Annotated in this window: 24 protein-coding genes and 1 pseudogene; 14 read left to right on the top strand and 11 right to left on the bottom strand. The window is 59.7% G+C overall.

Annotated features, from left to right (window positions below; genetic code table 11):
- The first annotated feature begins 3 nt into the window (after nt 1-3).
- The gene (locus tag ABV589_RS13900; RefSeq protein ID WP_003177284.1) at nt 4-492 is read left to right on the top strand and encodes an Lrp/AsnC ligand binding domain-containing protein; all 489 of its coding nucleotides are present in this window, start codon (nt 4-6) and stop codon (nt 490-492) included.
- Between the two features lie 143 nt (nt 493-635).
- Here ABV589_RS13900 and ABV589_RS13905 read toward each other — a convergent pair whose 3' ends face one another.
- Nucleotides 636-989 (bottom strand): YkgJ family cysteine cluster protein, encoded by a 354-nt coding sequence (locus ABV589_RS13905; protein ID WP_367082042.1) that lies wholly within the window; start codon nt 987-989, stop codon nt 636-638.
- 147 nt (nt 990-1,136) lie between these two features.
- On the opposite strand from ABV589_RS13905, the gene ABV589_RS13910 reads away from it, so the two are divergent.
- On the top strand, nt 1,137-2,447 hold the full coding sequence (locus tag ABV589_RS13910; RefSeq protein ID WP_367082044.1) for an FAD-binding oxidoreductase: 1,311 nt from the start codon (nt 1,137-1,139) through the stop codon (nt 2,445-2,447).
- Between the two features lie 142 nt (nt 2,448-2,589).
- On the opposite strand, the gene ABV589_RS13915 is transcribed toward ABV589_RS13910, so the two are convergent.
- Nucleotides 2,590-2,835 (bottom strand): DUF1127 domain-containing protein, encoded by a 246-nt coding sequence (locus ABV589_RS13915; RefSeq protein ID WP_115985830.1) that lies wholly within the window; start codon nt 2,833-2,835, stop codon nt 2,590-2,592.
- Between the two features lie 179 nt (nt 2,836-3,014).
- On the opposite strand from ABV589_RS13915, the gene ABV589_RS13920 reads away from it, so the two are divergent.
- Both ABV589_RS13920 and ABV589_RS13925 read left to right on the top strand, forming a co-directional pair.
- The gene (locus tag ABV589_RS13920) at nt 3,015-4,436 is read left to right on the top strand and encodes a PLP-dependent aminotransferase family protein (RefSeq protein ID WP_367082045.1); all 1,422 of its coding nucleotides are present in this window, start codon (nt 3,015-3,017) and stop codon (nt 4,434-4,436) included.
- A 60-nt stretch (nt 4,437-4,496) separates the two neighbouring features.
- On the top strand, nt 4,497-6,065 hold the full coding sequence (locus tag ABV589_RS13925) for a phospholipase D family protein (RefSeq protein ID WP_367082047.1): 1,569 nt from the start codon (nt 4,497-4,499) through the stop codon (nt 6,063-6,065).
- A gap of 87 nt (nt 6,066-6,152) precedes the next feature.
- Here ABV589_RS13925 and ABV589_RS13930 read toward each other — a convergent pair whose 3' ends face one another.
- Both ABV589_RS13930 and ABV589_RS13935 read right to left on the bottom strand, forming a co-directional pair.
- Nucleotides 6,153-7,295 carry an MFS transporter gene (locus ABV589_RS13930; RefSeq protein WP_367082048.1) on the bottom strand — a complete coding sequence of 381 codons (1,143 nt, stop codon included), beginning with the start codon at nt 7,293-7,295 and terminating at the stop codon, nt 6,153-6,155.
- Between the two features lie 243 nt (nt 7,296-7,538).
- Entirely contained in the window at nt 7,539-9,032 is a 1,494-nt protein-coding gene (locus ABV589_RS13935) for an aldehyde dehydrogenase (protein WP_007962373.1), read from the bottom strand.
- Between the two features lie 234 nt (nt 9,033-9,266).
- Between ABV589_RS13935 and ABV589_RS13940 the strand changes: the two genes are divergently transcribed.
- On the top strand, nt 9,267-9,629 hold the full coding sequence (locus tag ABV589_RS13940) for a cupin domain-containing protein (RefSeq protein WP_097089496.1): 363 nt from the start codon (nt 9,267-9,269) through the stop codon (nt 9,627-9,629).
- A 206-nt stretch (nt 9,630-9,835) separates the two neighbouring features.
- Here the strand turns inward: ABV589_RS13940 and rpmG are convergent, their stop codons facing one another.
- Both rpmG and rpmB read right to left on the bottom strand, forming a co-directional pair.
- Nucleotides 9,836-9,991 (bottom strand): 50S ribosomal protein L33, encoded by a 156-nt coding sequence (gene rpmG, locus ABV589_RS13945; RefSeq protein ID WP_003177274.1) that lies wholly within the window; start codon nt 9,989-9,991, stop codon nt 9,836-9,838.
- 11 nt (nt 9,992-10,002) lie between these two features.
- Entirely contained in the window at nt 10,003-10,236 is a 234-nt protein-coding gene (gene rpmB / locus ABV589_RS13950) for a 50S ribosomal protein L28 (protein ID WP_003229474.1), read from the bottom strand.
- A 445-nt stretch (nt 10,237-10,681) separates the two neighbouring features.
- On the opposite strand from rpmB, the gene ABV589_RS13955 reads away from it, so the two are divergent.
- Nucleotides 10,682-12,268 (top strand): ABC transporter substrate-binding protein, encoded by a 1,587-nt coding sequence (locus ABV589_RS13955; RefSeq protein WP_367082051.1) that lies wholly within the window; start codon nt 10,682-10,684, stop codon nt 12,266-12,268.
- A gap of 138 nt (nt 12,269-12,406) precedes the next feature.
- Here ABV589_RS13955 and radC read toward each other — a convergent pair whose 3' ends face one another.
- Nucleotides 12,407-13,081: a DNA repair protein RadC gene (gene radC, locus ABV589_RS13960; RefSeq protein ID WP_367082053.1), complete on the bottom strand. Its 675-nt coding sequence runs from the start codon at nt 13,079-13,081 to the stop codon at nt 12,407-12,409.
- A gap of 135 nt (nt 13,082-13,216) precedes the next feature.
- Between radC and coaBC the strand changes: the two genes are divergently transcribed.
- From coaBC to ABV589_RS13995, 7 genes and pseudogenes are all read left to right on the top strand, one after another.
- Nucleotides 13,217-14,425 (top strand): bifunctional phosphopantothenoylcysteine decarboxylase/phosphopantothenate--cysteine ligase CoaBC, encoded by a 1,209-nt coding sequence (gene coaBC / locus ABV589_RS13965; RefSeq protein WP_003229480.1) that lies wholly within the window; start codon nt 13,217-13,219, stop codon nt 14,423-14,425.
- Between the two features lie 5 nt (nt 14,426-14,430).
- The gene (gene dut, locus ABV589_RS13970) at nt 14,431-14,886 is read left to right on the top strand and encodes a dUTP diphosphatase (RefSeq protein WP_047596787.1); all 456 of its coding nucleotides are present in this window, start codon (nt 14,431-14,433) and stop codon (nt 14,884-14,886) included.
- A gap of 309 nt (nt 14,887-15,195) precedes the next feature.
- Nucleotides 15,196-16,593 (top strand): annotated as a pseudogene (locus ABV589_RS13975) (phosphomannomutase/phosphoglucomutase); the annotation flags it as partial.
- Nucleotides 16,594-16,610: 17 nt separating this feature from the next.
- Nucleotides 16,611-17,516: an acetylglutamate kinase gene (gene argB, locus ABV589_RS13980; protein WP_007962366.1), complete on the top strand. Its 906-nt coding sequence runs from the start codon at nt 16,611-16,613 to the stop codon at nt 17,514-17,516.
- Nucleotides 17,517-17,719: 203 nt separating this feature from the next.
- Complete coding sequence (locus ABV589_RS13985) at nt 17,720-17,932, top strand: hypothetical protein (protein WP_367082056.1); 213 nt, start codon at nt 17,720-17,722, stop codon at nt 17,930-17,932.
- Entirely contained in the window at nt 17,862-18,521 is a 660-nt protein-coding gene (locus ABV589_RS13990) for a hypothetical protein (RefSeq protein WP_367082057.1), read from the top strand. Before ABV589_RS13985 ends, ABV589_RS13990 begins: the two co-directional genes overlap by 71 nt.
- Nucleotides 18,508-18,891 (top strand): hypothetical protein, encoded by a 384-nt coding sequence (locus ABV589_RS13995; RefSeq protein WP_367082059.1) that lies wholly within the window; start codon nt 18,508-18,510, stop codon nt 18,889-18,891. Before ABV589_RS13990 ends, ABV589_RS13995 begins: the two co-directional genes overlap by 14 nt.
- 168 nt (nt 18,892-19,059) lie before the next feature.
- Here ABV589_RS13995 and pyrE read toward each other — a convergent pair whose 3' ends face one another.
- Nucleotides 19,060-19,704: an orotate phosphoribosyltransferase gene (pyrE, locus tag ABV589_RS14000; RefSeq protein WP_008078597.1), complete on the bottom strand. Its 645-nt coding sequence runs from the start codon at nt 19,702-19,704 to the stop codon at nt 19,060-19,062.
- 82 nt (nt 19,705-19,786) lie between these two features.
- Here pyrE and ABV589_RS14005 point away from each other — a divergent pair, with 82 nt between their 5' ends.
- Nucleotides 19,787-20,566, top strand: coding sequence for an exodeoxyribonuclease III (locus ABV589_RS14005; RefSeq protein WP_003229491.1), 780 nt, complete (start codon nt 19,787-19,789; stop codon nt 20,564-20,566).
- 81 nt (nt 20,567-20,647) lie between these two features.
- Here ABV589_RS14005 and gltS read toward each other — a convergent pair whose 3' ends face one another.
- From gltS to rph, 3 genes are all read right to left on the bottom strand, one after another.
- On the bottom strand, nt 20,648-21,856 hold the full coding sequence (gene gltS / locus ABV589_RS14010; protein ID WP_367082060.1) for a sodium/glutamate symporter: 1,209 nt from the start codon (nt 21,854-21,856) through the stop codon (nt 20,648-20,650).
- Nucleotides 21,857-22,246: 390 nt separating this feature from the next.
- Nucleotides 22,247-22,615, bottom strand: coding sequence for a DUF4870 domain-containing protein (locus ABV589_RS14015; protein ID WP_367082061.1), 369 nt, complete (start codon nt 22,613-22,615; stop codon nt 22,247-22,249).
- Between the two features lie 29 nt (nt 22,616-22,644).
- Nucleotides 22,645-23,367, bottom strand: a complete 723-nt coding sequence (gene rph, locus ABV589_RS14020; RefSeq protein WP_027610407.1) for a ribonuclease PH — start codon at nt 23,365-23,367, stop codon at nt 22,645-22,647.
- Nucleotides 23,368-23,603 lie beyond the last annotated feature (236 nt).

Here is a 23,603-nt window from a genome sequence, read left to right on the forward strand (position 1 = left end):
CCTATGCGTACCAACACTCAGACCAAACGTGAGCTGGACAAGATCGACCGCAACATCTTGCGGATCCTGCAGGCGGACGGGCGCATATCGTTTACCGAACTCGGGGAAAAGGTCGGCCTGTCCACCACGCCATGTACGGAGCGGGTGCGGCGGCTGGAGCGCGAGGGGATCATCATGGGCTACAACGCCCGGCTCAATCCGCAGCATTTGAAGGGTAGCCTGCTGGTGTTCGTCGAGATCAGTCTGGATTACAAATCCGGCGACACGTTCGAGGAGTTCCGCCGCGCGGTGCTGAAACTGCCGCACGTGCTGGAATGCCACCTGGTGTCAGGGGATTTCGACTATCTGGTGAAGGCGCGGATTTCCGAGATGGCCTCGTACCGCAAGCTGCTGGGCGACATTCTGTTGAAGCTGCCGCATGTGCGTGAGTCGAAGAGCTATATCGTGATGGAAGAGGTGAAGGAGAGTCTGAGCCTGCCGATTCCGGACTGAGATTTGTGCTGCCTGATCCGGCCCCATCGCTGGCAAGCCAGCTCCCACAGGTTCAGTGGTTAGCACATATTCTGTGAGCGACAACGATCACTGTGGGAGCTGGCTTGCCAGCGATTGGGTCGACTCGGTTCACCGCAATTGCGTTAAACCAGCACCTGCCGATTCGAGGCCATGTACTCGAAGATTTGCTTTTCTACGCGCGGGTGAATCAACTCCACTGGCCCCCGCCCGTTCGGGCACGGCAGGGTTTTGGTGGTACCGAACAGGCGGCAAATCAACGGCCGCTCGCCATACACCGTGCAGCCATTCGGCCCCAGGTGCACACAGTTCAACTCATCCATCGCCGCATCCTGCTCGGCGCGGGTCTTGCGCGGCAGGCGGGCCATTTCTTCCGGCGAAGTGGTCACCGGTCCACAGCAGTCATGGCAGCCGGGCACGCACTCGAATGAGGGGATCTGCTGACGCAGGGCGCGGATTGTCTGGCGGTTGCAACTCATTGAAACGGTGACCGACGTGAAATAGGCGGCAATTGTGCCGCAAACGCCGTGATCCAGACAGCAATGGCCGACCAGTGTTGCCCGTCTTCGGGCGTGCGGCTTATGCTCCGTCAAATTTTCTCGACACTCAGCCGTTGGACGATGCCCATGAATGCCCGCGCCCGAACCTTCGCGAGCCAACCCCACGTTGCCTCTTACTATGCCGCCAGCAGCCTGCCACAGCCTGACCATCCGGTGCTGCAAGGCGAAGTGATTGCCGACGTGTGCGTGGTCGGCGGCGGCTTCTCCGGGTTGAACACCGCGCTGGAACTGGCTGAACGCGGCCTCAGCGTGGTATTGCTGGAAGCGCACCGCATCGGCTGGGGCGCCAGCGGCCGTAACGGCGGACAGTTGATTCGCGGGGTCGGTCACGGCCTCGATCAGTTCGCCAACATTATCGGTGCCGACGGCGTGCGCCAGATGAAACTGATGGGCCTGGAAGCGGTGGAAATCGTCCACCGGCGCGTCGAGCGTTTCCAGATCCAGTGCGATCTGACTTGGGGCTACTGCGATCTCGCCAACAAGCCTGCCGATCTCGAAGGCTTTGCCGAAGACGCCGAAGAGCTGCGCAGTCTTGGCTATCGCTACGAAACCCGTCTGCTCCAGGCCAACGAGATGCACACCGTGGTCGGCTCCAAGCGTTATGTCGGCGGCTTGATCGACATGGGTTCCGGGCATTTGCATCCGCTGAATCTGGCGCTGGGCGAAGCCGCCGCTGCGCAGCAACTGGGCGTGCATTTGTTCGAGCAATCAGCGGTGACGCGTATCGAGTACGGCCCCGAGGTTCGCGTCCACACCGCTCGAGGTTCAGTGCGGGCGAAAACGCTGGTGCTGGGCTGCAACGCTTATCTCAACGGTCTCAACCCGCAACTGAGCGGCAAAGTACTGCCCGCCGGCAGTTACATCATCGCGACCGAACCGCTTTCCGCAGAACTGGCGCACAGCCTGCTCCCGCAAAATATGGCGGTCTGCGACCAGCGCGTGGCGCTGGATTATTACCGGCTCTCGGCGGATCGCCGACTGCTGTTCGGCGGCGCCTGCCATTACTCGGGGCGCGATCCGAAAGACATCGGCGCCTACATGCAGCCGAAGATGCTTGAAGTGTTTCCGCAACTGGCCGGAGTGAAGATCGACTATCAATGGGGCGGGATGATCGGCATCGGCGCCAACCGTCTGCCGCAGATTGGCCGTCTCGCTGATCAGCCGAACGTGTATTACGCCCAGGCCTATTCCGGGCACGGCGTGAATGCCACGCACCTGGCGGGCAAACTGCTGGCCGAGGCGATCAGCGGGCAACACAGCGGCGGGGTCGATCTGTTTGCCAAGGTGCCGCACATCACCTTCCCCGGCGGCAAGCATCTGCGCTCGCCGCTGCTGGCGTTGGGGATGTTGTGGCATCGGCTCAAAGAGTTGGCCTGAGGTTTTTGCTGCGTCTTTGAAGCCGCCATCGCTGGCAAGCCAGCTCCCACAGGTTTTTGCGGCGAATACAAATATTGTGAACACCAAAAATACTGTGGGAGCTGGCTTGCCAGCGATGAAGCCCGCAAGAACAATACAGATCTCAGATCCGCCAGAACGGTTTCAACCCCTCCTCCTGCGCCTGCTCCCGGGTCAACCCGATATCCTTGAGCTGCTCCGGCGTCAGGTTCAACAGCGCCTTGCGCGTGTGCAGACGATGCCAGAACAGGCCCCAGCGACTCAGGCCGGACGGCGCGTTGCGCATGGCGCTATTCCATGCACTGTCCTCCTGCCCTGCCGCCAGTTCCTGACTGTGTAACGTCAGCCGCACATCGCTCAAGCCGTTCATTTTTGTCGCTCCTGTTTACTTGGGTAGCCAGAGATTCCATGATGCGCGGGACGGCAAAAGCATTACAGATTCAAAGCATCTGTATTAACTCCATACAGATTTGCCGTTTCTGCGTCTGAATCACCGATTTCTGCCGCATCTGTACTGGTTTAACGAATCACCTGCATCGAGGCAGTGCCATGACCCTGTATGTGAACCTCGCCGAGCTACTCGGCACCCGCATCGAACAAGGCTTCTACCGTCCTGGCGATCGCCTGCCTTCGGTGCGCGCCTTGAGCGTAGAACATGGGGTCAGCCTGAGCACGGTGCAGCAGGCTTATCGCATGCTTGAAGACAGTGGTCTGGCGACACCGAAACCCAAGTCCGGCTACTTCGTGCCGGTGGGCCGCGAGCTACCGGAGCTGCCTGCGGTCGGGCGCCCGGCGCAGCGGCCGGTGGAGATTTCGCAGTGGGATCAGGTACTGGAGCTGATTCGCGCGGTGCCGCGCAAGGACGTGGTGCAACTGGGTCGCGGCATGCCCGACGTGACAACGCCCACCATGAAACCACTGCTGCGCGGACTGGCGCGGATCAGCCGTCGCCAGGACATGCCCGGTCTGTATTACGACAACATCCACGGCACCCTCGAACTGCGCGAACAGATCGCCCGACTGATGCTCGATTCCGGCTGCCAGTTGAGCGCCAGCGAGCTGGTGATCACCACCGGTTGTCATGAAGCGCTGTCCACCAGCATCCACGCGATCTGCGAGCCGGGCGACATCGTCGCGGTGGATTCGCCGAGCTTTCATGGCGCCATGCAGACGCTCAAAGGGCTGGGCATGAAAGCCCTGGAAATCCCCACCGATCCACTGACCGGCATCAGCCTCGAAGCGCTGGAACTGGCGCTGGAGCAATGGCCGATCAAGGTCATCCAGATCACGCCCAACTGCAACAATCCGCTCGGCTACATCATGCCGGAGGCGCGCAAACGCGCGTTGTTGACGCTGGCGCAGCGTTTCGACGTGGCGATCATCGAGGACGATGTGTATGGCGAACTGGCCTACACCTATCCGCGTCCGCGCACGATCAAGTCCTTCGACGAGGATGATCGCGTGCTGCTGTGCAGTTCGTTTTCCAAAACCCTGGCGCCAGGACTACGCATTGGTTGGGTCGCGCCGGGACGGTATCTGGAACGGGTGCTGCACATGAAATACATCAGCACCGGCTCCACCGCGCCACAACCACAAATTGCCATTGCCGAATTTCTCAAGGGTGGCTACTTCGAACCGCACTTGCGGCGGATGCGCACTCAATATCAGCGCAATCGCGACGTCATGATCGACTGGGTCACCCGCTACTTCCCGGCCGGCACTCGCGCCAGCCGTCCACAGGGCAGCTTCATGCTCTGGGTCGAATTGCCGGAAGGTTTCGATACGCTGAAACTCAATCGTGCGTTGCATGACCAAGGCGTACAGATTGCCGTGGGCAGCATCTTTTCCGCCTCGGGCAAGTACCGCAATTGCCTGCGAATGAACTACGCTGCCAAACCGACACCGCAGATCGAAGATGCGGTGCGCAAGGTCGGCGCAGCAGCAATCAGATTGCTGGCCGAAACCGACTGACCTTTTTCCAGTGATCAGCGTCCATATGCCGACCTTAGCAGCCGACCGGAACGTTCCTACGTGAGCTTCAGACAGCCCCTACTCGCTTTGCTGATGTTCGCCTCGCTCCTGAGCGGCTGCGCCAGCCTTGATGTACCCCGTGAGCCGAGCCAGGCCTTGCCGGCGGCGAAGTCCAGCTTCGGCCGCTCGATCCAGGCCCAGGCCGCGCCCTATCAGGGCCGTTCCGGCTTCCGCTTGCTGTCCAACAGCACCGAGGCGTTCACCGCTCGCGCCGAGCTGATCCGCAATGCACAAACCAGCCTCGACTTGCAGTACTACATCGTCCATGACGGCGTCAGCACGCGGATGCTGGTGGAGGAACTGCTCAAGGCCGCCGACCGTGGCGTGCGCGTACGCATCCTGCTCGACGACACCACCAGCGATGGTCTGGACACGATCATCGCCACGCTGGCGGCGCACCCACAGATCCAGATTCGCCTGTTCAATCCGCTGCACCTGGGCCGCAGCACTGGCGTGACCCGCGCCGCCGGACGCCTGTTCAATCTGTCGCTGCAACACCGGCGCATGCACAACAAGTTGTGGCTGGCGGACAACAGCGTGGCGATCGTCGGCGGACGCAATCTGGGCGACGAATATTTCGATGCCGAGCCGAACCTGAATTTCACCGACATCGACATGCTCAGCGTGGGACCTGTGGCCGAGCAACTCGGACACAGTTTCGACCAGTACTGGAACAGCGCGCTGAGCAAGCCGATCGACGAATTCCTCTCCAGCCAGCCGAGCGCCAAGGACCTGCAGAACACCCGCACGCGCCTGGAGGAGTCGCTGGAGGAAACTCGCAAACAGAACCATGCGCTGTATCAGCAGTTGATGACTTTCAAGACCGCGCCACGCATGGATATCTGGCGCAAGGAACTGATCTGGGCCTGGAACCAGGCGCTGTGGGACGCACCGAGCAAGGTGCTGGCCAAGGACGAACCGGACCCGCAACTGCTGCTGACCACGCAACTGGCGCCGGAGCTACGTGGCGTCAGCAAAGAGCTGATCATGATCTCGGCGTACTTCGTACCCGGCCAGCCGGGACTGGTGTACCTGACCGGGCGTGCCGACGCCGGGGTCTCGGTAAGCCTGCTGACCAACTCACTGGAAGCCACCGATGTGCCGGCGGTACACGGCGGTTATGCGCCTTATCGCAAGGCGCTGCTGGAGCACGGGGTGAAACTGTATGAGCTGCGCCGTCAGCCTGGGGATAACTATGGCAGCGGCCCGCATCTGTTCTACAGCAAGTCTTTCCGTGGTTCGGATTCCAGTCTGCACAGCAAGGCGATGATTTTCGACCGGCAGAAAGCATTCATCGGCTCGTTCAATTTCGACCCGCGCTCGGTATTGTGGAACACCGAAGTCGGGGTTCTGGTGGACAGCCCGGAACTGGCCGAACATGTGCGCGAACTGGCGCTGCAAGGCATGGCGCCGGCCCTGAGTTATCAGGCGAAACTGCAGGATGGCAAGATTGTCTGGGTGACCGAGGACAACGGCCAGATGCACACGCTGACCAAGGAACCGGGGAGCTGGTGGCGGCGCTTCAATGCTTGGTTCAGCACCAGCGTCGGCCTCGAGCGGATGCTTTGAAAAAGCAAAAGATCGCAGCCTGCGGCAGCTCCTACAGGGAAAACGCATTCCAGTGTAGGAGCTGCCGCAGGCTGCGATCTTTTGACCTTAAGCCGTTTGCGCCGCCCCGAATGCACCTTGGCGCATCAGCAGAATCACCAATCCAAACGCCCCCGCCGCCATCAACAACGGCAACGCATGCCCGCTGATCCACTGACTGCCCGCCCCCGCCAGCAAAGGCCCGATCAGACAACCCACACCCCACAGCTGCGCAATGTGCGCATTGGCCCGCACCAGCGCATCGTCGCGATAACGCTCGCCGATCAGGATCAGCGACAGAGTGAACAAGCCACCGGCACTGGCCCCGAACAACACCCACAACGGCCAGATCAGCAGCGTATCGATCAGCATTGGAATCGCCAGGCTCGACAGCATCAGGATCACTGCGCAACCGGTGAACAACGTGCGTCGCGACAGATAATCCGCCAACGCGCCAATCGGCAGCTGCAGCAGCGCGTCGCCGACCACCACGGTGCTGACCATCGCCAACGCAATCTCGGCGGTGAAGCCCTGCTGCAGGCAATACACCGGCAACAACGTGAGGATCATCGCCTCGAACGCGGCGAACAGTGACACCGCCCAGGCAATCGCCGGCAGCTCGCGGGCAAAACCCCACAGATCGCTGAACGTCACGCTGCTGGACTCACTGCTCGGCGCACCGCTGCGGCCCATCAACAGCAATGGCGAAACCGTCAGCAGCCCGACCCCGACCCAGAACCCATAATCATGTTCAGTGCCCAGCGCGCCCAGCAGCAGCGGACCAGACAGTTGGCTCAATGCATAACTGCTGCCATACAGAGCGACCAGGCGCCCGCGCCAGTTCTCCACTACCAACTGGTTGATCCAGCTCTCGCCGAGGATGAATACGATGGTCAGAATCACCCCGATCATCAGGCGCAGCACCAGCCATACCGGATAACTCGGCAACAGCGCCAGCAAGCCGATCGACAACGCCCCGGCCCACAGGCACAGGCGCATGAGGTTGGCGGTGCCGAAACGTGCCGCCAGATGACTGGAAATCTTCGCCCCCAGCAACACGCCAATGGCCGGCATCGCCGCCATCACACCGATGGCAAAAGAACCGTAACCCCAGCCCTCCAGGCGCAACGACACCAGCGGCATGCTGACCCCCAGGGCCAGACCGACACTCAAGACAGACGCCAACACGGCGAAATACGTCGCCCAACGCATGGTCCACGCTCCTGTGGATATTTTTATGTGCGCCACAAAACCAAATGTGGGAGCAAACCCTGTAGTGAGGGGATTCATCCCGACAGGTCGCGCAGCGACCTCAAAACCTGCACCATCAGATGCAATGGTTTTGCGACTGCTTCGCAGCCGATCGGGGATAAATCCCCTCACCACAGAGACTTGCTCCCACAGGGAGCTCTGTTCGATTCGGGAGCCTGATTCACTCAGGCTCCCATCAACGATTTACAGCTTGATCCACGTCGCTTTCAGCTCGGTGTACTTGTCGAACGCGTGCAGCGACTTGTCGCGACCGTTGCCCGACTGCTTGAAGCCGCCGAACGGTGCGGTCATGTCGCCACCGTCGTACTGGTTGACCCACACGCTGCCGGCGCGCAGCGCTTTGGCAGTCAGGTGCGCCTTGGAGATGTCCTGAGTCCATACCGCGGCGGCCAGGCCATACGGCGTGTCGTTGGCGATCTGGATCGCTTCTTCGGCGGTATCGAAGGCGATGACCGACAGCACCGGGCCGAAGATCTCTTCCTGAGCGATCTTCATCGCGTTGCTCACACCGTCGAAAATCGTCGGCTCGACGTAAGTACCGCCGGTTTCCTGGAGGATGCGCTTGCCGCCCGCCACCAGTTTGGCGCCATCGCTGTGACCGGATTCGATGTACGACAGCACGGTGTTCATCTGCTGGGTATCGACCAGCGCACCAACGTTGGTCGCCGGATCCAGCGGGTTGCCCGGCTTCCAGGTTTTCAGCGCCTCAATCACCATCGGCAGGAATTTGTCCTTGATCGAACGCTCGACCAGCAGACGCGAACCGGCGGTGCAGACTTCGCCCTGGTTGAAGGCAATGGCACTGGCGGCGGATTCGGCAGCGGCTTGCAGGTCCGGCGCATCGGCGAAGACGATGTTCGGGCTCTTGCCGCCGGCTTCCAGCCACACGCGCTTCATGTTCGATTCGCCGGAGTAGATCATCAGCTGCTTGGCGATCTTGGTCGAACCGGTGAACACCAGGGTGTCGACATCGTTGTGCAGCGCCAGCGCCTTGCCAACGGTGTGGCCGTAGCCCGGCAGCACGTTGAGCACGCCTTTTGGAATGCCGGCCTCAACGGCCAGCGCAGCGATGCGGATGGCGGTCAGCGGGGACTTTTCCGACGGCTTGAGGATCACCGAGTTACCGGTCGACAGCGCCGGGCCGAGTTTCCAGCAGGCCATCATCAACGGGAAGTTCCACGGCACGATGGCGCCGACCACGCCCACCGGCTCGCGGGTCACCAGACCCAGTTGATCGTGCGGCGTGGCGGCGACTTCGTCGTAGATCTTGTCGATCGCCTCACCGCTCCAGCTCAGCGCTTGCGCCGCGCCCGGGACGTCGATGTACAGCGAGTCGCTGATCGGCTTGCCCATGTCGAGGGTTTCGAGCAACGCCAGCTCTTCAGCGTGCTGCTTAAGCAGGCTGGCGAAACGAATCATGGTGGCTTTGCGTTTGGTCGGCGCCAGGCGCGACCAAACGCCGGAATTGAAGGTGGCGCGGGCGTTTTCCACGGCGCGCTGGGCGTCGGCGGCATCACAGCTGGCGATCTTGCCCAGCAGACGGCCATCGACCGGACTGATGCACTCGAAAGTCTCGCCGGAGACGGCGTCGGTGTATTCGCCGTTGAGGTAGGCACGGCCTTCGATCTTCAGGTCGCGAGCACGTTGTTCCCAATCGGCACGAGTCAGGGTGGTCATTCGAGTGTCCTCCTCTTGTTGAATAGAGCGCCGCGTTCTTCGCGGTCGTCTTCAGGAATGCTGCCCGGCCAGCCTGCTTTTCGGCCCAAGGCACCCGCCACCCTAAACCAGCGGCCGGGGTTGTTTCAATATATTTGACATAAGCGCGCCATACGCCCTTGCGGTGTTCATTTTAATAAACATAGACTTTGACCCTTTCAAGCCACCGCGCCGTCATCACGGGAGAAAACAACAATGAACATCCAGAACGTCGTCGACATCAGCCTGACCAGCAGCGAAGCCGAACGCTATCGCCCGGACCCGGCCAAAGTGCTCAAGGGCGACCCAGAGCAAGCGGTGTTCAATCAGTACGACAGCCCTTGTGGGCAAATGGGTGTTGGCGTGTGGGAAGGCGCGGTCGGGCAGTGGACGGTGAACTACACCGAGCATGAATACTGCGAAATCCTGCAGGGGGTCTCGGTGTTGCGTGACAGCGATGGCAATGCCAAGACCTTGCGTGTTGGCGATCGCTTTGTGATTCCGGCCGGCTTTCGCGGCACCTGGGAAGTGCTGGAGGCTTGCCGCAAGATCTATGTGATCTTTGAACAGAAGGCCTGAGTCTTCCGCTGGCTGATCTGGCCCTATCGCTGGCAAGCCAGCTCCCACAGGTTTTGTGGTGAACACAAATTTTGTGCATACCGGCGATCATTGTGGGAGCTGGCTTGCCAGCGATGAGGCCCGACGAGACACCGCAGAAATCCGAGGCAACAAAAAAGGCCCGTATCGTGAGATACGGGCCTTTTTCGTAAGTCGGGAAAAATCAATTACTTGATTTTGCCTTCCTTGTAGATCACGTGCTTGCGAACAACCGGATCATATTTCTTGATCTCGATTTTGTCCGGAGTAGTACGCTTGTTCTTGTCGGTAGTGTAGAAGTGACCAGTACCGGCGCTCGAGATCAAACGAATCAATTCACGCATGATTAGCTCCCTTAAATCTTGCCATCGCGGCGAAGTTCGGCGAGCACGACACTGATGCCACGCTTGTCGATGATGCGCATGCCTTTGGCAGATACGCGCAGACGCACAAAACGTTTCTCTTCTTCAACCCAGAAGCGGTGATGCTGCAGGTTCGGCAGGAAACGACGACGGGTTTTGTTGTTTGCGTGGGAAATGTTATTCCCGGTTACCGGACCCTTACCGGTAACTTGACATACTCTCGACATGCCTCAGCCCTCTAAAACCACATGCCCAACCCGGCATGGGTTGGCCGCTTAATCTCTCAGTCATTTGGCGCCAGGCGCCGCGTTTCTTTAGAGGTCTTACCGGCTACACCTACAGTGAAGGAACCGGGCCCCTAGAAAAGAGCGCTGCTTTATACCAGAAAGACCGGGGTGCAACAACAATGGATGTGCAATCAACCGGCAAAAAGGCGCATTTTCCACCTGCGGACGCTTTGGATAAAGGCTGAGGCGAGTTTTGACCACTCGTCGCAGAAAACCGCCCTTACCGACGTTTCTGACTTTTCGCAGCGCGTCGCGGTCAGAAAAACGCCACTGACCTGCCCCAAAAATACAAAAAGGGGATAGTCATTTGCAATCCAGCCCTCTAGGGTAACCCTTTTCCAGACTGCACCTGCAGATGGCCTTCGATCTGTAAAGGAAGCCGACCATGCGCCTCGCTGCCCTACCCCTGTTGCTCGCCCCGCTTCTGCTGAGCCCCCTGGCCCAGGCCGCCGCCCTGAGCGTCTGCACCGAGGCCAGCCCCGAAGGGTTCGACGTGGTGCAATACAACTCGCTGACCACCACCAACGCTTCGGCCGACGTGCTGATGAACCGCCTGGTGGACTTCGACACCGCCAGCGGCAAAGTCGTGCCGAGCCTGGCCGATAGCTGGGAAGTCAGCCCCGACGGTCTCAGTTACGTGTTCAAACTGCACCCGCAGGTGAAGTTTCACAGCACTGACTATTTCAAACCAAGCCGTACGCTGACCGCTGAAGACGTCAAATTCAGCTTCGACCGCATGCTCGATCCGGCCAACCCATGGCACAAAGTCGCGCAAAGCGGCTTCCCGCACGCTCAATCCATGCAGTTGCCGGCGCTGATCAAGAAGATCGACGCGCTCGACCCGCTGACCGTGCGCTTTACCCTCGACCACCCGGATTCGACGTTCCTCGCGACCCTGAGCATGGGTTTCGCCTCCATCTATTCCGCCGAATATGCGGACAAGCTGCTCAAGGCCGATGCGACCGACAAGCTCAACAGCCAGCCGATCGGCACCGGTCCGTTTGTGTTCACGCGCTTCCAGAAAGACGCTTCGGTGCGCTACCGGGCCAACCCGGACTACTTTGGCGGCAAGCCGGCGGTCGATCCGCTGATCTTCGCCATCACCCCGGATGCCAACGTGCGCCTGCAAAAGCTGCGGCGCAACGAGTGCCAGATCGCTCTGTCGCCAAAACCGCTGGACGTGAAGGCTGCGCAGGAAGAGCCGACGCTGAAAGTAGAAAAGACTGACGCGTTCATGACCGCTTTCGTCGGCATCAACAGCCAGCACCCACCGTTGGACAAACCGGAAGTCCGCCAGGCGATCAACCTCGCTTTCGACAAGGCCAACTACGTCAAAGCCGTGTTCGAAGATACCGCCGAACCCGCCAACGGCCCTTACCCGCCGAACACCTGGAGCTACGCGAAGAACCTGCCGGGCTATCCGCACGACGTGGCCAAAGCCAAGGCGTTGCTGGCCAAGGCCGGACTCAAGGACGGCTTCCAGACCACCATCTGGACGCGTCCGTCCGGCAGTCTGCTTAATCCGAATCCGAGTCTGGGCGCCCAGTTGCTGCAATCGGACTTGGCGGAAATCGGCATTCAGGCGGAAATCCGCGTGATCGAGTGGGGCGAACTGATCCGCCGCGCCAAGGCTGGCGAGCATGACCTGCTGTTCATGGGCTGGGCCGGCGACAACGGCGACCCGGACAACTTCCTCACGCCGCAGTTTTCCTGCGCGGCGGTCAAGTCCGGCACCAACTTCGCCCGCTACTGCAATGCCGATCTGGACAAGCTGATCAGCGCCGGCAAGACCACCAGCGAACAGGGCGTGCGCACCAAGCTGTACGAACAGGCGCAGGCGCAGATTCAGCAGCAGGCGCTGTGGCTGCCACTGGCGCATCCGACCGCCTATGCACTGACGCGCAAGGATGTGCAGGGTTATTCGGTTAGTCCGTTCGGGCGGCAGGACTACTCGAAGGTCAACCTGAAATAACCCACGTTACTGTGGGAAAAACCTCTGTGGCGAGGGAGCTTGCTCCCGCTTGAGTGCGCAGCGCTCACAAGCTTTTCAGGGCCGCTGCGCAGCCCGGCGGGAGCAAGCTCCCTCGCCACAAGAGTGCACTTCTGCGTTTTACATCCAGCCGCACTCCGCCATCGACAACGGCTCACCGTCGCCGATGATGAAGTGATCCAGAACCCGCACATCAATCAGGTCCAGCGCTTTCTGCAAGCGCTTGGTCAGCTGTCGATCCGCCTGGCTCGGATCGCTGTTCCCCGACGGGTGGTTGTGGCAAAGAATCACCGCCGCCGCGTTGTTGGCCAATGCGCGTTTCACCACTTCCCGAGGATGTACGCTGGTGTTGTCGATCGAGCCGCGAAACAGCGCCTCGAACGTCAGCACTTGATGCTTGGAGTCGAGAAACAGGCAGCCAAACACCTCGTGTGGCTCGTGGCGCAGCATGGATTTCAGGTAATCGCGAACGGCTTTCGGGTTTTCCAGCGCCGTTTTTTCGCGTGAGCGCTCGGCCAGGTGCCGCCTGTTCATTTCCTGAGCGGCCTGCAATTGGGCAAATTTTGCAGGCCCCAGGCCCAACTCTCTGCTGAATGCTTCCAGATCGGCCTCAAGCAGCAAACGCAGACTGCCAAACTGATTCAACAGATGTCGCGCCAGATCTACTGCGCTTTTTCCCGCCACTCCAGTGCGCAAAAATATTGCCAGCAACTCGGCGTCCGAAAGACTCGCCGAACCTTGTTCCAATAACCGTTCCCGCGGCCGTTCCGCCGCAGGCCAATCGCGAATACTCATACACATTCCTTGTCTGTGGGCGCCGCTGTTCCGTAGCGGTCGCTGTGATATCGTAGCCCATCTTTTTTGCGGGCGAATTCACCCTGGGGAGGGGGTTTCGCCACGTATGTCACCCACGAAATGAAAGGCAGACCTATGCAGCGGCTGTATCGGAAACGCATCGTTCTGGGCGTCGGCGGCGGCATTGCGGCCTACAAGAGCGCCGATCTGGTTCGTCGCCTGATCGACCAGGGCGCCGAAGTGCGCGTGGTCATGACCCATGGCGGCGCCGAGTTCATCACCCCGCTGACCATGCAAGCGCTGTCCGGGCACCCGGTTCACCTCGACTTGCTCGACCCGGCCGCCGAAGCGGCCATGGGCCACATCGAGCTGGCCAAGTGGGCCGATCTGGTTTTGATCGCCCCCGCCACCGCCGACCTGATTGCGCGTCTGGCCCAAGGCATCGCCAACGATTTGCTGACCACCCTGGTGCTGGCCACCGACGCCGTGGTGGCGGTCGCGCCGGCGATGAACCAGGCCATGTGGCGCGACCCGGCGACCCAGGCCAACCTGCAACTTCTGGAAAGCCGTGGCCTGAAGACCTTCGGCCCGGCCTCCGGCAGCCAGGCCTGCGGCGACGTCGGCATGGGCCGGATGATGGAAGCCACCGATCTGGCGCAGTGCGCGGCGGATTGCTTCCAGCGTCAGGCGCTGACCGGCAAGCACGTGGTGATCACCGCTGGCCCGACTCAGGAAAACATCGACCCGGTGCGCTACATCACCAACCACAGCTCCGGGAAAATGGGCTTCGCCCTCGCTGAAGCCGCGGTGGAAGCCGGCGCCCGCGTCACGCTGATCAGCGGCCCGGTGCACCTGCCGACGCCGGATCGCGTCACGCGCATCGACGTGGTCAGTGCCCGCGACATGCTCGCAGCGTGCGAATCTGCGATCCCGTGTGATGTGTTCATCGCCTCGGCAGCAGTGGCGGACTACCGCCCGGAAGTGGTTGCCCCGCAAAAACTCAAGAAAGACCCTACAAGCGGCGACGGCTTCGTCCTGCAAATGGTGCGCAACCCGGACATCCTGGCCACCATCGCGACCCGCCCCGACCGTCCGTTCAGTGTCGGCTTCGCCGCCGAGACCGAACACCTGCTCGACTACGCTGCACGCAAGCTGAAAGACAAGAATCTCGATCTGATCGTCGCCAACGACGTCGCCAACCCGAGCATCGGTTTCAACAGCGAAGAAAACGCCTGCAGCGTGATCGACCGAGAGCTTCACGCCACTGTTTTCGCCCAGACCAGCAAGAGCAAGATCGCTCGCCAACTGGTCACTTTTATCGCCGAACGTCTGAACCAGGTTTAATTTACATGCACGCTTTGCAAGCCAAGATCCTCGACCCACGCATCGGCACTGAATTCCCGCTGCCGCAATACGCCACCCCGGGCTCCGCCGGCCTCGACCTGCGCGCCATGCTGGAGCAGGACATCGTGATCAAGCCGGGTGAAACCGTACTGATCCCTACCGGTCTGTCGGTCTACATCGGCGACCCGAACCTCGCCGCACTGATCCTGCCGCGCTCGGGCATGGGCCACAAGCACGGCATCGTGCTGGGCAACCTCGTCGGCCTGATCGACTCGGATTACCAGGGCCCGCTGATGGTGTCGTGCTGGAACCGTGGTCAGAACGACTTCACCATGACCGTCGGCGAGCGTCTGGCGCAACTGGTGCTAGTGCCGGTAGTGCAGGCGCACTTCGAAATGGTGGAAGAGTTCGTCGAAACCGAGCGCGGCGCGGGCGGCTTTGGCCATACCGGCACCAAATAAACGGATATACATCATTGTGGCGAGGGAGCTTGCTCCCGCTGGGCTGCGCAGCAGACCCAAAATCTTGTGGGCGCTGCGCACCCAAGCGGGAGCAAGCTCCCTCGCCACAAAAAATGCGCTACATCGGCAGCAGGTTTTAGCACCGAAAATCAAGGTTTTGCCGGCCACAAGCCACGCCAGCCGAGGCGTCATGGCCCTTTCACACCACGAACTCTCTGTGGAAAACGCCGTCATACCCTTCAGTTTGAGCCTGCCGTCGAGTGAATCGTCGGTGTGTCCCGCCACTTTCGAGATGGAGCATTTGTGCAGATGAGCACCCCCGCCAAGATCGCCCCGAAGCTTCCCGACAGCATCTTCCGCGCCTATGACATTCGCGGCACCGTGCCGGAATTCCTCAATGCCGAAACCGCCTACTGGATCGGCCGCGCCATTGGCTCGCAGAGCCTGGCCCAGGGCGAACCGAACGTCTCAGTCGGTCGTGACGGTCGCCTGTCCGGCCCGGAGCTGGTTGCAGAACTGATCCGTGGTATCGCCGAAAGCGGCTGCCACGTCAGCGACGTTGGTCTGGTGCCGACGCCGGCGCTGTATTACGCGGCCAACGTGCTGGCAGGTAAATCCGGCGTGATGCTCACCGGTAGCCACAACCCGTCGAACTACAACGGCTTCAAGATCGTCATTGCCGGCGACACCCTCGCCAACGAACAGATCCAGGTGCTGCACGAGCGCATCAAGACCAACGACCTGACCAGCGGTCAGGGCAGCGTGACTCAGGTCGAAATCCTCGACCGCTACACCACCGAAATCGTCAAGGACGTCAAACTGGCCCGACGCCTGAAAGTCGTGGTCGACTGCGGCAACGGCGCGGCCGGCGTAATCGCTCCGCAACTGATCGAAGCGCTGAACTGCGAAGTCATTCCGCTGTTCTGCGAAGTCGACGGCAACTTCCCCAACCATCACCCGGACCCGGGCAAGCCCGAGAACCTCGTCGACCTGATCGCCAAGGTCAAGGAAACCAACGCCGACATCGGTCTGGCCTTCGACGGTGATGGCGACCGCGTCGGCGTAGTGACCAACACGGGGAGCATCGTCTACCCCGACCGTCTGCTGATGCTGTTCGCCCGCGACGTGGTGGCGCGCAACCCGGACGCGGAAATCATCTTCGACGTCAAATGCACCCGCCGCCTGGTGCCGCTGATCAAGGAATACGGTGGTCGCCCGCTAATGTGGAAGACCGGTCATTCGTTGATCAAAAAGAAAATGAAACAATCCGGTGCTCTATTGGCCGGTGAGATGAGCGGGCACATCTTCTTCAAGGAGCGCTGGTTCGGTTTCGACGACGGTATCTACAGCGCCGCACGCCTGCTGGAGATCCTCAGCCAGGAAAAATCCACCGCCGAAGAGCTGTTTGCGACCTTCCCGAACGATATTTCTACGCCGGAAATCAATATCCATGTGACCGAAGAGAGCAAATTCAGCATCATTGATGCACTGCACGACGCACAGTGGGGCCCAGGCGCCGACCTGACCACCATCGACGGCGTGCGAGTCGATTACGCCAAAGGCTGGGGCCTGGTGCGCGCCTCCAACACCACACCGGTGCTGGTGCTGCGTTTCGAGGCCGATGACGAGGCAGAACTTGCGCGTATCAAGGCTGTGTTCCACGCCCAGCTGAAACGCGTCGCACCTGATCTCCAACTACCGTTCTGATTCACCCGGAGCCCTGAATGACCCTCGAACGCGAAGCCGCCGCCCACACCGCCCAGGTCCTGTCCGAAGCGTTGCCTTACATCCGACGTTATGTCGGCAAGACCCTGGTGATCAAATACGGCGGCAACGCGATGGAAAGCGAGGAGCTGAAAACCGGCTTCGCCCGCGACATCGTCTTGATGAAGGCCGTGGGCATCAACCCGGTGGTGGTTCACGGTGGCGGCCCGCAGATCGGTGATCTGCTCAAGCGCCTGTCGATCGAAAGCCACTTCGTCGATGGCATGCGCGTCACCGACGCCGCGACCATGGACGTGGTGGAGATGGTCCTCGGTGGTCAGGTCAACAAAAGCATCGTCAACCTGATCAACCGTCACGGCGGCAGCGCCATCGGCCTGACCGGTAAAGACGCCGGGCTGATTCGGGCGAAGAAACTGACCGTCACCCGCCAGACCCCGGAGATGACCCAGCCGGAAATCATCGACATCGGTCAGGTCGGTGAAGTGGTCGGGATCAACACCGAACTGCTGAACCTGCTGGTCAAAGGCAACTTCATCCCGGTGATTGCGCCGATCGGCGTCGGTGAGAACGGCGAGTCGTACAACATCAACGCCGACCTGGTGGCCGGCAAGGTCGCTGAAGCGCTGAAAGCCGAGAAGCTTATGCTGCTGACCAACATCGCCGGCCTGATGGACAAGTCCGGCACCGTGTTGACCGGCCTGAGCACCCAGCAGGTCGACGACTTGATCGCCGACGGCACCATCTACGGCGGCATGCTGCCAAAGATCCGCTGCGCACTGGAAGCGGTTCAGGGCGGCGTTGGCAGCTCGCTGATCATCGATGGCCGCGTACCCAATGCGATCCTGCTGGAAATCTTCACCGACACCGGTGTGGGCACGCTGATCAGCAATCGCAAGCGTCACTGATAGCTGAAACGCAAAAGATCGCAGCCTGCGGCAGCTCCTGCAAAAGCAAATTTCGTGTGTATGAAATTTCTGTAGGAGCTGACGAAGTCTGCGATCTTTTTTACGCCTGCAAGAAGCGTCTGACTCCACTCAGCGAAACGTCCGACATCTCCTAAGAACAAATCGCCCTAGGATCTTCCCTGAACCCACAGGAGATCTTCCCCATGCAAAAAGACCGCGTACCGTACGGCAGCGATGTTTCCGCAGGCACCTATGAATGTGCAGACTGCGGACGCGAGTATTCCAATCAGTCGAAAACTTCACTGCCGCCCTGCCCTGACTACCAACCCAGCACCCACGTGCTCAATGGCTGGAACATCCTGGCGGGCCAGGGCGACGCTGCTGCCGATCCGTATCCGGGCCAATCTTCCAAATAAACAAGGGAGACGAGCCATGCAGATATCTTTCAATATCGACGCGGACGCTTTCGAGCAGGAACAAAAGGAACCGGTCAAAAAGACCCTGCGTATCGGCGACGCGGAAATTGCCAACGCTCTTCAGCGCATCGCCAAGGCCAGTCTGACCGAATACCTGAAAATGCTGGTCGAGGGCGGAATGCCCAGCCGGGCCGATGAGGCCAAGCAGGATCGCCTGCTGTACCTGATTCAAAGCTATTTCGGACAGACCTTGCCGACGGAATCGCAAATCTCGACGATCTTCCAGCTGACTCAAAGCCAAAGCAAAACCCTGCTGAAAAACACCGTGTCGCGCTTTCGCAATCAGCTCGACGACATCCTGCAGCACAGCATGCGTGCGGTCGTCGCCTCTGCGGAGCACGCGAAAGATGTCTATCTGGTGGTCATCAGTTCGGACGTGATTCGCGATGAGCTGAACATGCTGATCACGCAAAACGAACCAACGTTCAAACCCATCATCAAGCGCAAAGGCAGCGCCGGACAGTTTGAGATCAGCGAGGACTCTCACGATTTGTTGTGCGCAACGCTGGGCCTCAATGCCGTTCAGTGACATCGTCGCGGTCAGCGGCTTGCTGCTGACCCTGACCACTTTTCTGTTCAACCTGGCTTGGCCGAAGCTGACAGAGGCCATGGCGCAGGATGAATATCAGTCAGGTCTTCAGGCCAGAAAGCGCAGCAGGGAAAAGGTCATAAGGGCGTTGTTGAGCTGTGCATTGCCGCTGACGTGCGCCTTTGCTGCGCTGTTTTACGTCAACTTGCCGGCTGCGGTGCGGATAATTCGCAGCAGCACGCTGGATCTGTGGGATTTTGATGTTGATCGCACGTTGTATGTGATGGTGGTGCTGGCGTTGCTGGCGTTTGCGCTGATCAACGTAGAGTTGACCCTTAAACTGCTGAAAAAATGGCGAAAGCTGCGTTAAACCTCAAACAAAAGACCCCGTTCAGCCTGACTGAACGGGGTCTTCCACTGTGAATCACTTGTGGCGAGGGAGCTTGCTCCCGCTGGGCTGCGAAGCGGCCCCAAAATATTGTGAGCGCTGCGCACTCAAGCGGGAGCAAGCTCCCTCGCCACAAAAGCGCCTAGGCCATCAGACGCCGAACTGCGCGCGGTACGCTTCCACGGCTGGCAGATGCTGCTTGAGCTGCGGATCGTCGGCGAGGAATTCCAGCACCTGGTTCAGCGAAACAATGCTGATCACCGGAATACCGAAGTCACGCTCAACTTCCTGGATTGCCGACAACTCGCCGTTGCCACGCTCCTGACGGTTCAGGGCGATCAGCACGCCGGCGGCCTTGGCGCCGTCCTGCGAGGCGATGATCTGCATCACTTCGCGGATCGCGGTGCCGGCGGTGATCACGTCGTCGATGATCAGCACGTCACCGGTCAGCGGTGCGCCGACCAGGCTGCCGCCTTCGCCGTGGGCCTTGGCTTCCTTGCGGTTGAAGCACCATGGCAGGTCGCGGTCGTGATGTTCGGCCAGCGCGACAGCGGTGGTCGCTGCCAGCGGGATGCCTTTGTAGGCCGGGCCAAACAGCACGTCGAAGGGAATGCCGCTTTCGGCAATGGCTGCCGCGTAGAAACGCCCCAGCTGCGCCAGGGCCGAACCCGAGTTGAACAGGCCGGCATTGAAGAAGTAAGGACTGGTGCGCCCGGACTTCAGGGTGAACTCACCGAAGCGCAAAACGCCGCGATCGATGGCAAAACGAATGAAATCGCGCTGATACGCTTGCATGAAAAAAACCCCAAATACCACGGATTTAGCTAATTAGCTTGACGCCGTGTATCATACACGCACGCGATTTTTGGGGCCATTTATGCGGATCATCAGTGTGAACGTCAATGGTATTCAGGCTGCAGTCGAGCGTGGTTTGCTCAGTTGGCTGCAAGCACAGAATGCCGACGTCATCTGCCTGCAGGACACCCGTGCCTCCGCCTTTGAACTGGATGACCCAGCCTTCCAACTGGATGGCTACTTCCTTTATGCCTGCGATGCTGAAGTCCCTGCCCAAGGCGGCGTGGCTTTGTATTCGCGGTTGCAACCGAAGGCTGTCATCAGCGGTCTCGGTTTCGAGACGGCCGACCGCTACGGGCGCTACCTGCAAGCAGATTTCGACAAAGTCAGTATTGCCACCTTGCTGCTTCCTTCGGGGATGAACGGCGATGAGGACTTGAACCAGAAGTTCAAGCTCATGGACGACTTCGGCAAGTACCTGGACAAGCAGCGGCGTAAACGTCGCGAGTACATTTATTGTGGCTCGCTGTACGTTGCGCAGCAGAAGCTCGACATCAAGAACTGGCGCGACAGTCAGCAATCCCCGGGCTTCCTGGCGCCAGAACGCGCCTGGATGGACGAGATTGTCGGCAACATGGGCTATGTCGATGCCCTGCGCGAAGTCAGCCGCGAAGGCGACCAGTACAGCTGGTGGCCGGACAACGAACAGGCCGAGATGCTCAATCTGGGCTGGCGCTTCGACTACCAGCTGCTGACCCCAGGCCTGCGTCGCTTCGTACGCAGCGCACGCCTGCCGCGGCAGCCACGGTTCTCGCAGCACGCGCCGCTGATCGTCGACTACGACTGGACGCTGACCATCTAAGCGTCGATTTGTCGTTAAAAAAATGCCCGTATCGCGAGATACGGGCATTTTTTTTATGCCGCGCCTTAAGCAGCCCAGACCTCAGACGGCGACAAAAAACGGCAAGGCCAGATAAAGCTTGATGACGATCACGTTGATGATGTCGATGAAGAATGCACCAACCATCGGCACCACCAGAAACGCAAGCTGCGAAGGCCCGAAACGCTGCGTCACCGCCTGCATGTTGGCAATGGCCGTTGGCGTTGCGCCCAGGCCAAAACCGCAATGCCCCGCCGCCAGGACCGCCGCGTCGTAGTTACTGCCCATCACTCTGAATGTCACAAAAATCGCAAACAGCGCCATGACCAACGTTTGCGCAGCCAGGATGATGAATATCGGCAGTGCCAACGCTGCCAGATCCCAGAGCTTGAGAGACATCAAGGCAATTGCCAGAAACAGCGACAGGCTGACATTGCCCAGCACCGACACTTCACGCTCGAATACCTGATACAGGCCCAGCGCCGACAGCCCGTTACGTAGCACCACTCCCACGAACAAAACGCAGACAAACGTCGGCAACTCGAATGCGGTTCCGTGCAGAAAGCCATTCAGCAGATTGCCAGCCAATAAACTGACCGCAATCAGAGCCAGGGTCTCGATAAACGAAAAGGGCGTGATCGAACGCTCCTTGTTCGGCTGCTCAAAACCCTTTGGCACCCGTGGCGTTTGTTGAGGCTGGCAACCGGGCACCGCAACGCGCTTGATGAGCAGGCGAGCCACCGGCCCACCTATCAAACCGCCCAGGACCAGGCCGAAGGTTGCCGAGGCGATTGCAAGCTCGGAGGCCGAAGCAAGGCCGTACTTTTCACTGAATACCGTGCCCCACGCCGCCCCCGTACCGTGACCGCCCGCAAGCGTGATCGAACCCGTCAGGAGCCCCATCAACGGATCAAGACCCAGCGTTTTGGCAAGGCCGATGCCCAAAGCGTTCTGAACCACCAGAAGCCCGGTAACCGCCAGTAGAAATATGCCGACTACGCGACCACCCTTTTTCAGGCTGGCAAAGTCTGCGCTCAAACCGATTGTGGCAAAGAATGCCAACATCAACGGCGTCTGCAGTGAAGTATCGAATCTGATTTCCATATCAAAAGTTCGCAATATCAATAAACCCAGCGCAACCACCAATCCACCGGCGACGGGTTCAGGAATATTGTAATTACGCAGAAATCCGACTCGTGCAGTAAGTCCGCGCCCCAGTAATAGCACCAGAGAGGCGGCCACGAGCGTTCCATAAAAATCGAGCTGGATCATTGGGGTTATTCTTGGCTATATATTCATCAGGCGCACTTTTTACCCGTGCACGCCTATTGAATCGGCTGACTGTCTCAACACTGATTGATTTGGAATTCAAGGACCTTCGATGGCTTGAATATATCGAGATATTTCTGAAGCAACGTTACGCGGAGCAACCTTAACAACCGACAAGTCCTGTTGCCAAGGACTGAGATCGTGTTAAAGCATTGCAGTTGTGACTAAAAGTGTAAGAGTTAAATATATAAAAATTATCGACTACCGCTTGTCGTAGGTAGAACTTCTCCTACACGAAAGAGTAATTATTCGAGTTGCAAAAACACAAATGCCCTGACAAGTCAGGGCATTTACATTAAAACTTTGCGAGTCACGGAGGCTTTGCATTGATCGTTATTTGACCAGTCGCCAAGTGAATGGATAACGGTAGGGAAAGCCTTCGTTCGCCTTCACCCCGGCGATGATCGTCAGCACCAATGCGCCGATGGCCAGCAGGCCGAGCAAGAAAAAGCCGATGATCAACACCATCAGCAGCAGACAGATCGCGGCAGCAATCGCCACGGTGATCTGAAAATTCAGCGCTTCCTTGCCCTGAGCGTCGATGAACGGGTCGGTTTCGCGCTTCATCTGCCACAGGATCAACGGCCCGATCAGGTTACCGAACGGAATCCAGATCCCCAGCAAGGCGGACAAGTGACAAAACATCGCCCATTGGCGAACCTCCTGGCTCGGCTTGGGCAGCAACTCTTGCTCATCACTCATCGCGTCCTCCTTGCGGGTTACGAACCTGCTCAGTCGGCCAGTGCAGCCTTTTGCAGTTCGAAGATTTCGTTCATGCCTTTCTTCGCCAGTTCCAGCATGGCGTTCAGATCTTCAGGCTGGAACGGCGCGCCTTCGGCGGTGCCCTGGACTTCGATGAAGCCACCGGTGCTGGTCATCACCACGTTGAGGTCAGTCTCGGCGGCGGAATCTTCAAGATAGTCCAGATCCAGCACCGGCTCACCCTGATACATGCCGACCGACACCGCGCCGATCATTTGCTTGAGCGGGTCGCCGCCTTTCAGGCCGCCGCGCTTCTTGATCACTTTCAGTGCATCGACCAGGGCAACCATCGCGCCGGTGATGGAGGCGGTGCGGGTGCCGCCGTCAGCCTGGATCACGTCGCAATCGACGTACAGGGTGACGTCGCCCAGCTTGGACATGTCCAGCGCAGCGCGCAGCGAACGGCCGATCAGGCGCTGGATTTCCAGGGTGCGACCGCCCTGCTTGCCACGGCTGGCTTCACGCTGGTTACGCTCGCCGGTAGCGCGCGGCAGCATGCCGTACTCGGCGGTCAACCAGCCCTGACCTTGCCCTTTCAGGAAGCGCGGCACGCCGTTTTCGACGCTGACGGTGCAGATGACTTTGGTATCACCGAATTCGACCAGTACGGATCCCTCGGCGTGTTTGGTGTAGTTGCGGGTAATGCGGATCGAGCGGAGCTGATCGGCAGCGCGACCACTTGGACGTTTCATAGGGAATACCTGTACTGGGGACGGAAAACTGCCGAGCATTATAGAGCGCTGCACCGCGCCTGGGCACGGGTTAAAAATTCCAACCGTCGACCCAGGGCCCTGAAACACGCATAACCGACGGCCTGCAGCCCTTTGTCACACCGTGTGTTTGGGCGCATCCGCCGCACTGCGCTACAATCCTGCGCCTTTGCTGCCAGTCGGCTTAAATTCATTGATATCGAGCCCGCGGAACATCC

Origin of the sequence: Pseudomonas sp. HOU2 (assembly GCF_040729435.1) — a bacterium.
Lineage (GTDB): Bacteria > Pseudomonadota > Gammaproteobacteria > Pseudomonadales > Pseudomonadaceae > Aquipseudomonas.

What these genes read in the sequence shown, in the direction of transcription:
- ABV589_RS13985 (WP_367082056.1), top strand. Translation starts at nt 17,720, where the DNA reads ATGCAAAAAGACCGCGTACCGTACGGCAGCGATGTTTCCGCAGGCACC.
- argB (WP_007962366.1), top strand. Translation starts at nt 16,611, where the DNA reads ATGACCCTCGAACGCGAAGCCGCCGCCCACACCGCCCAGGTCCTGTCC.
- ABV589_RS13990 (WP_367082057.1), top strand. Translation starts at nt 17,862, where the DNA reads ATGGCTGGAACATCCTGGCGGGCCAGGGCGACGCTGCTGCCGATCCGT.
- ABV589_RS13915 (WP_115985830.1), bottom strand. Translation starts at nt 2,835, where the DNA reads ATGAACGGCTTGAGCGATGTGCGGCTGACGTTACACAGTCAGGAACTG.
- gltS (WP_367082060.1), bottom strand. Translation starts at nt 21,856, where the DNA reads ATGATCCAGCTCGATTTTTATGGAACGCTCGTGGCCGCCTCTCTGGTG.
- ABV589_RS13900 (WP_003177284.1), top strand. Translation starts at nt 4, where the DNA reads ATGCGTACCAACACTCAGACCAAACGTGAGCTGGACAAGATCGACCGC.
- rpmB (WP_003229474.1), bottom strand. Translation starts at nt 10,236, where the DNA reads ATGTCGAGAGTATGTCAAGTTACCGGTAAGGGTCCGGTAACCGGGAAT.
- ABV589_RS14015 (WP_367082061.1), bottom strand. Translation starts at nt 22,615, where the DNA reads ATGAGTGATGAGCAAGAGTTGCTGCCCAAGCCGAGCCAGGAGGTTCGC.
- ABV589_RS13955 (WP_367082051.1), top strand. Translation starts at nt 10,682, where the DNA reads ATGCGCCTCGCTGCCCTACCCCTGTTGCTCGCCCCGCTTCTGCTGAGC.
- coaBC (WP_003229480.1), top strand. Translation starts at nt 13,217, where the DNA reads ATGCAGCGGCTGTATCGGAAACGCATCGTTCTGGGCGTCGGCGGCGGC.
- ABV589_RS13940 (WP_097089496.1), top strand. Translation starts at nt 9,267, where the DNA reads ATGAACATCCAGAACGTCGTCGACATCAGCCTGACCAGCAGCGAAGCC.
- ABV589_RS14005 (WP_003229491.1), top strand. Translation starts at nt 19,787, where the DNA reads ATGCGGATCATCAGTGTGAACGTCAATGGTATTCAGGCTGCAGTCGAG.
- ABV589_RS13920 (WP_367082045.1), top strand. Translation starts at nt 3,015, where the DNA reads ATGACCCTGTATGTGAACCTCGCCGAGCTACTCGGCACCCGCATCGAA.
- rph (WP_027610407.1), bottom strand. Translation starts at nt 23,367, where the DNA reads ATGAAACGTCCAAGTGGTCGCGCTGCCGATCAGCTCCGCTCGATCCGC.
- ABV589_RS13935 (WP_007962373.1), bottom strand. Translation starts at nt 9,032, where the DNA reads ATGACCACCCTGACTCGTGCCGATTGGGAACAACGTGCTCGCGACCTG.
- radC (WP_367082053.1), bottom strand. Translation starts at nt 13,081, where the DNA reads ATGAGTATTCGCGATTGGCCTGCGGCGGAACGGCCGCGGGAACGGTTA.
- ABV589_RS13905 (WP_367082042.1), bottom strand. Translation starts at nt 989, where the DNA reads ATGAGTTGCAACCGCCAGACAATCCGCGCCCTGCGTCAGCAGATCCCC.
- pyrE (WP_008078597.1), bottom strand. Translation starts at nt 19,704, where the DNA reads ATGCAAGCGTATCAGCGCGATTTCATTCGTTTTGCCATCGATCGCGGC.
- ABV589_RS13930 (WP_367082048.1), bottom strand. Translation starts at nt 7,295, where the DNA reads ATGCGTTGGGCGACGTATTTCGCCGTGTTGGCGTCTGTCTTGAGTGTC.
- rpmG (WP_003177274.1), bottom strand. Translation starts at nt 9,991, where the DNA reads ATGCGTGAATTGATTCGTTTGATCTCGAGCGCCGGTACTGGTCACTTC.
- ABV589_RS13995 (WP_367082059.1), top strand. Translation starts at nt 18,508, where the DNA reads ATGCCGTTCAGTGACATCGTCGCGGTCAGCGGCTTGCTGCTGACCCTG.
- ABV589_RS13910 (WP_367082044.1), top strand. Translation starts at nt 1,137, where the DNA reads ATGAATGCCCGCGCCCGAACCTTCGCGAGCCAACCCCACGTTGCCTCT.
- dut (WP_047596787.1), top strand. Translation starts at nt 14,431, where the DNA reads ATGCACGCTTTGCAAGCCAAGATCCTCGACCCACGCATCGGCACTGAA.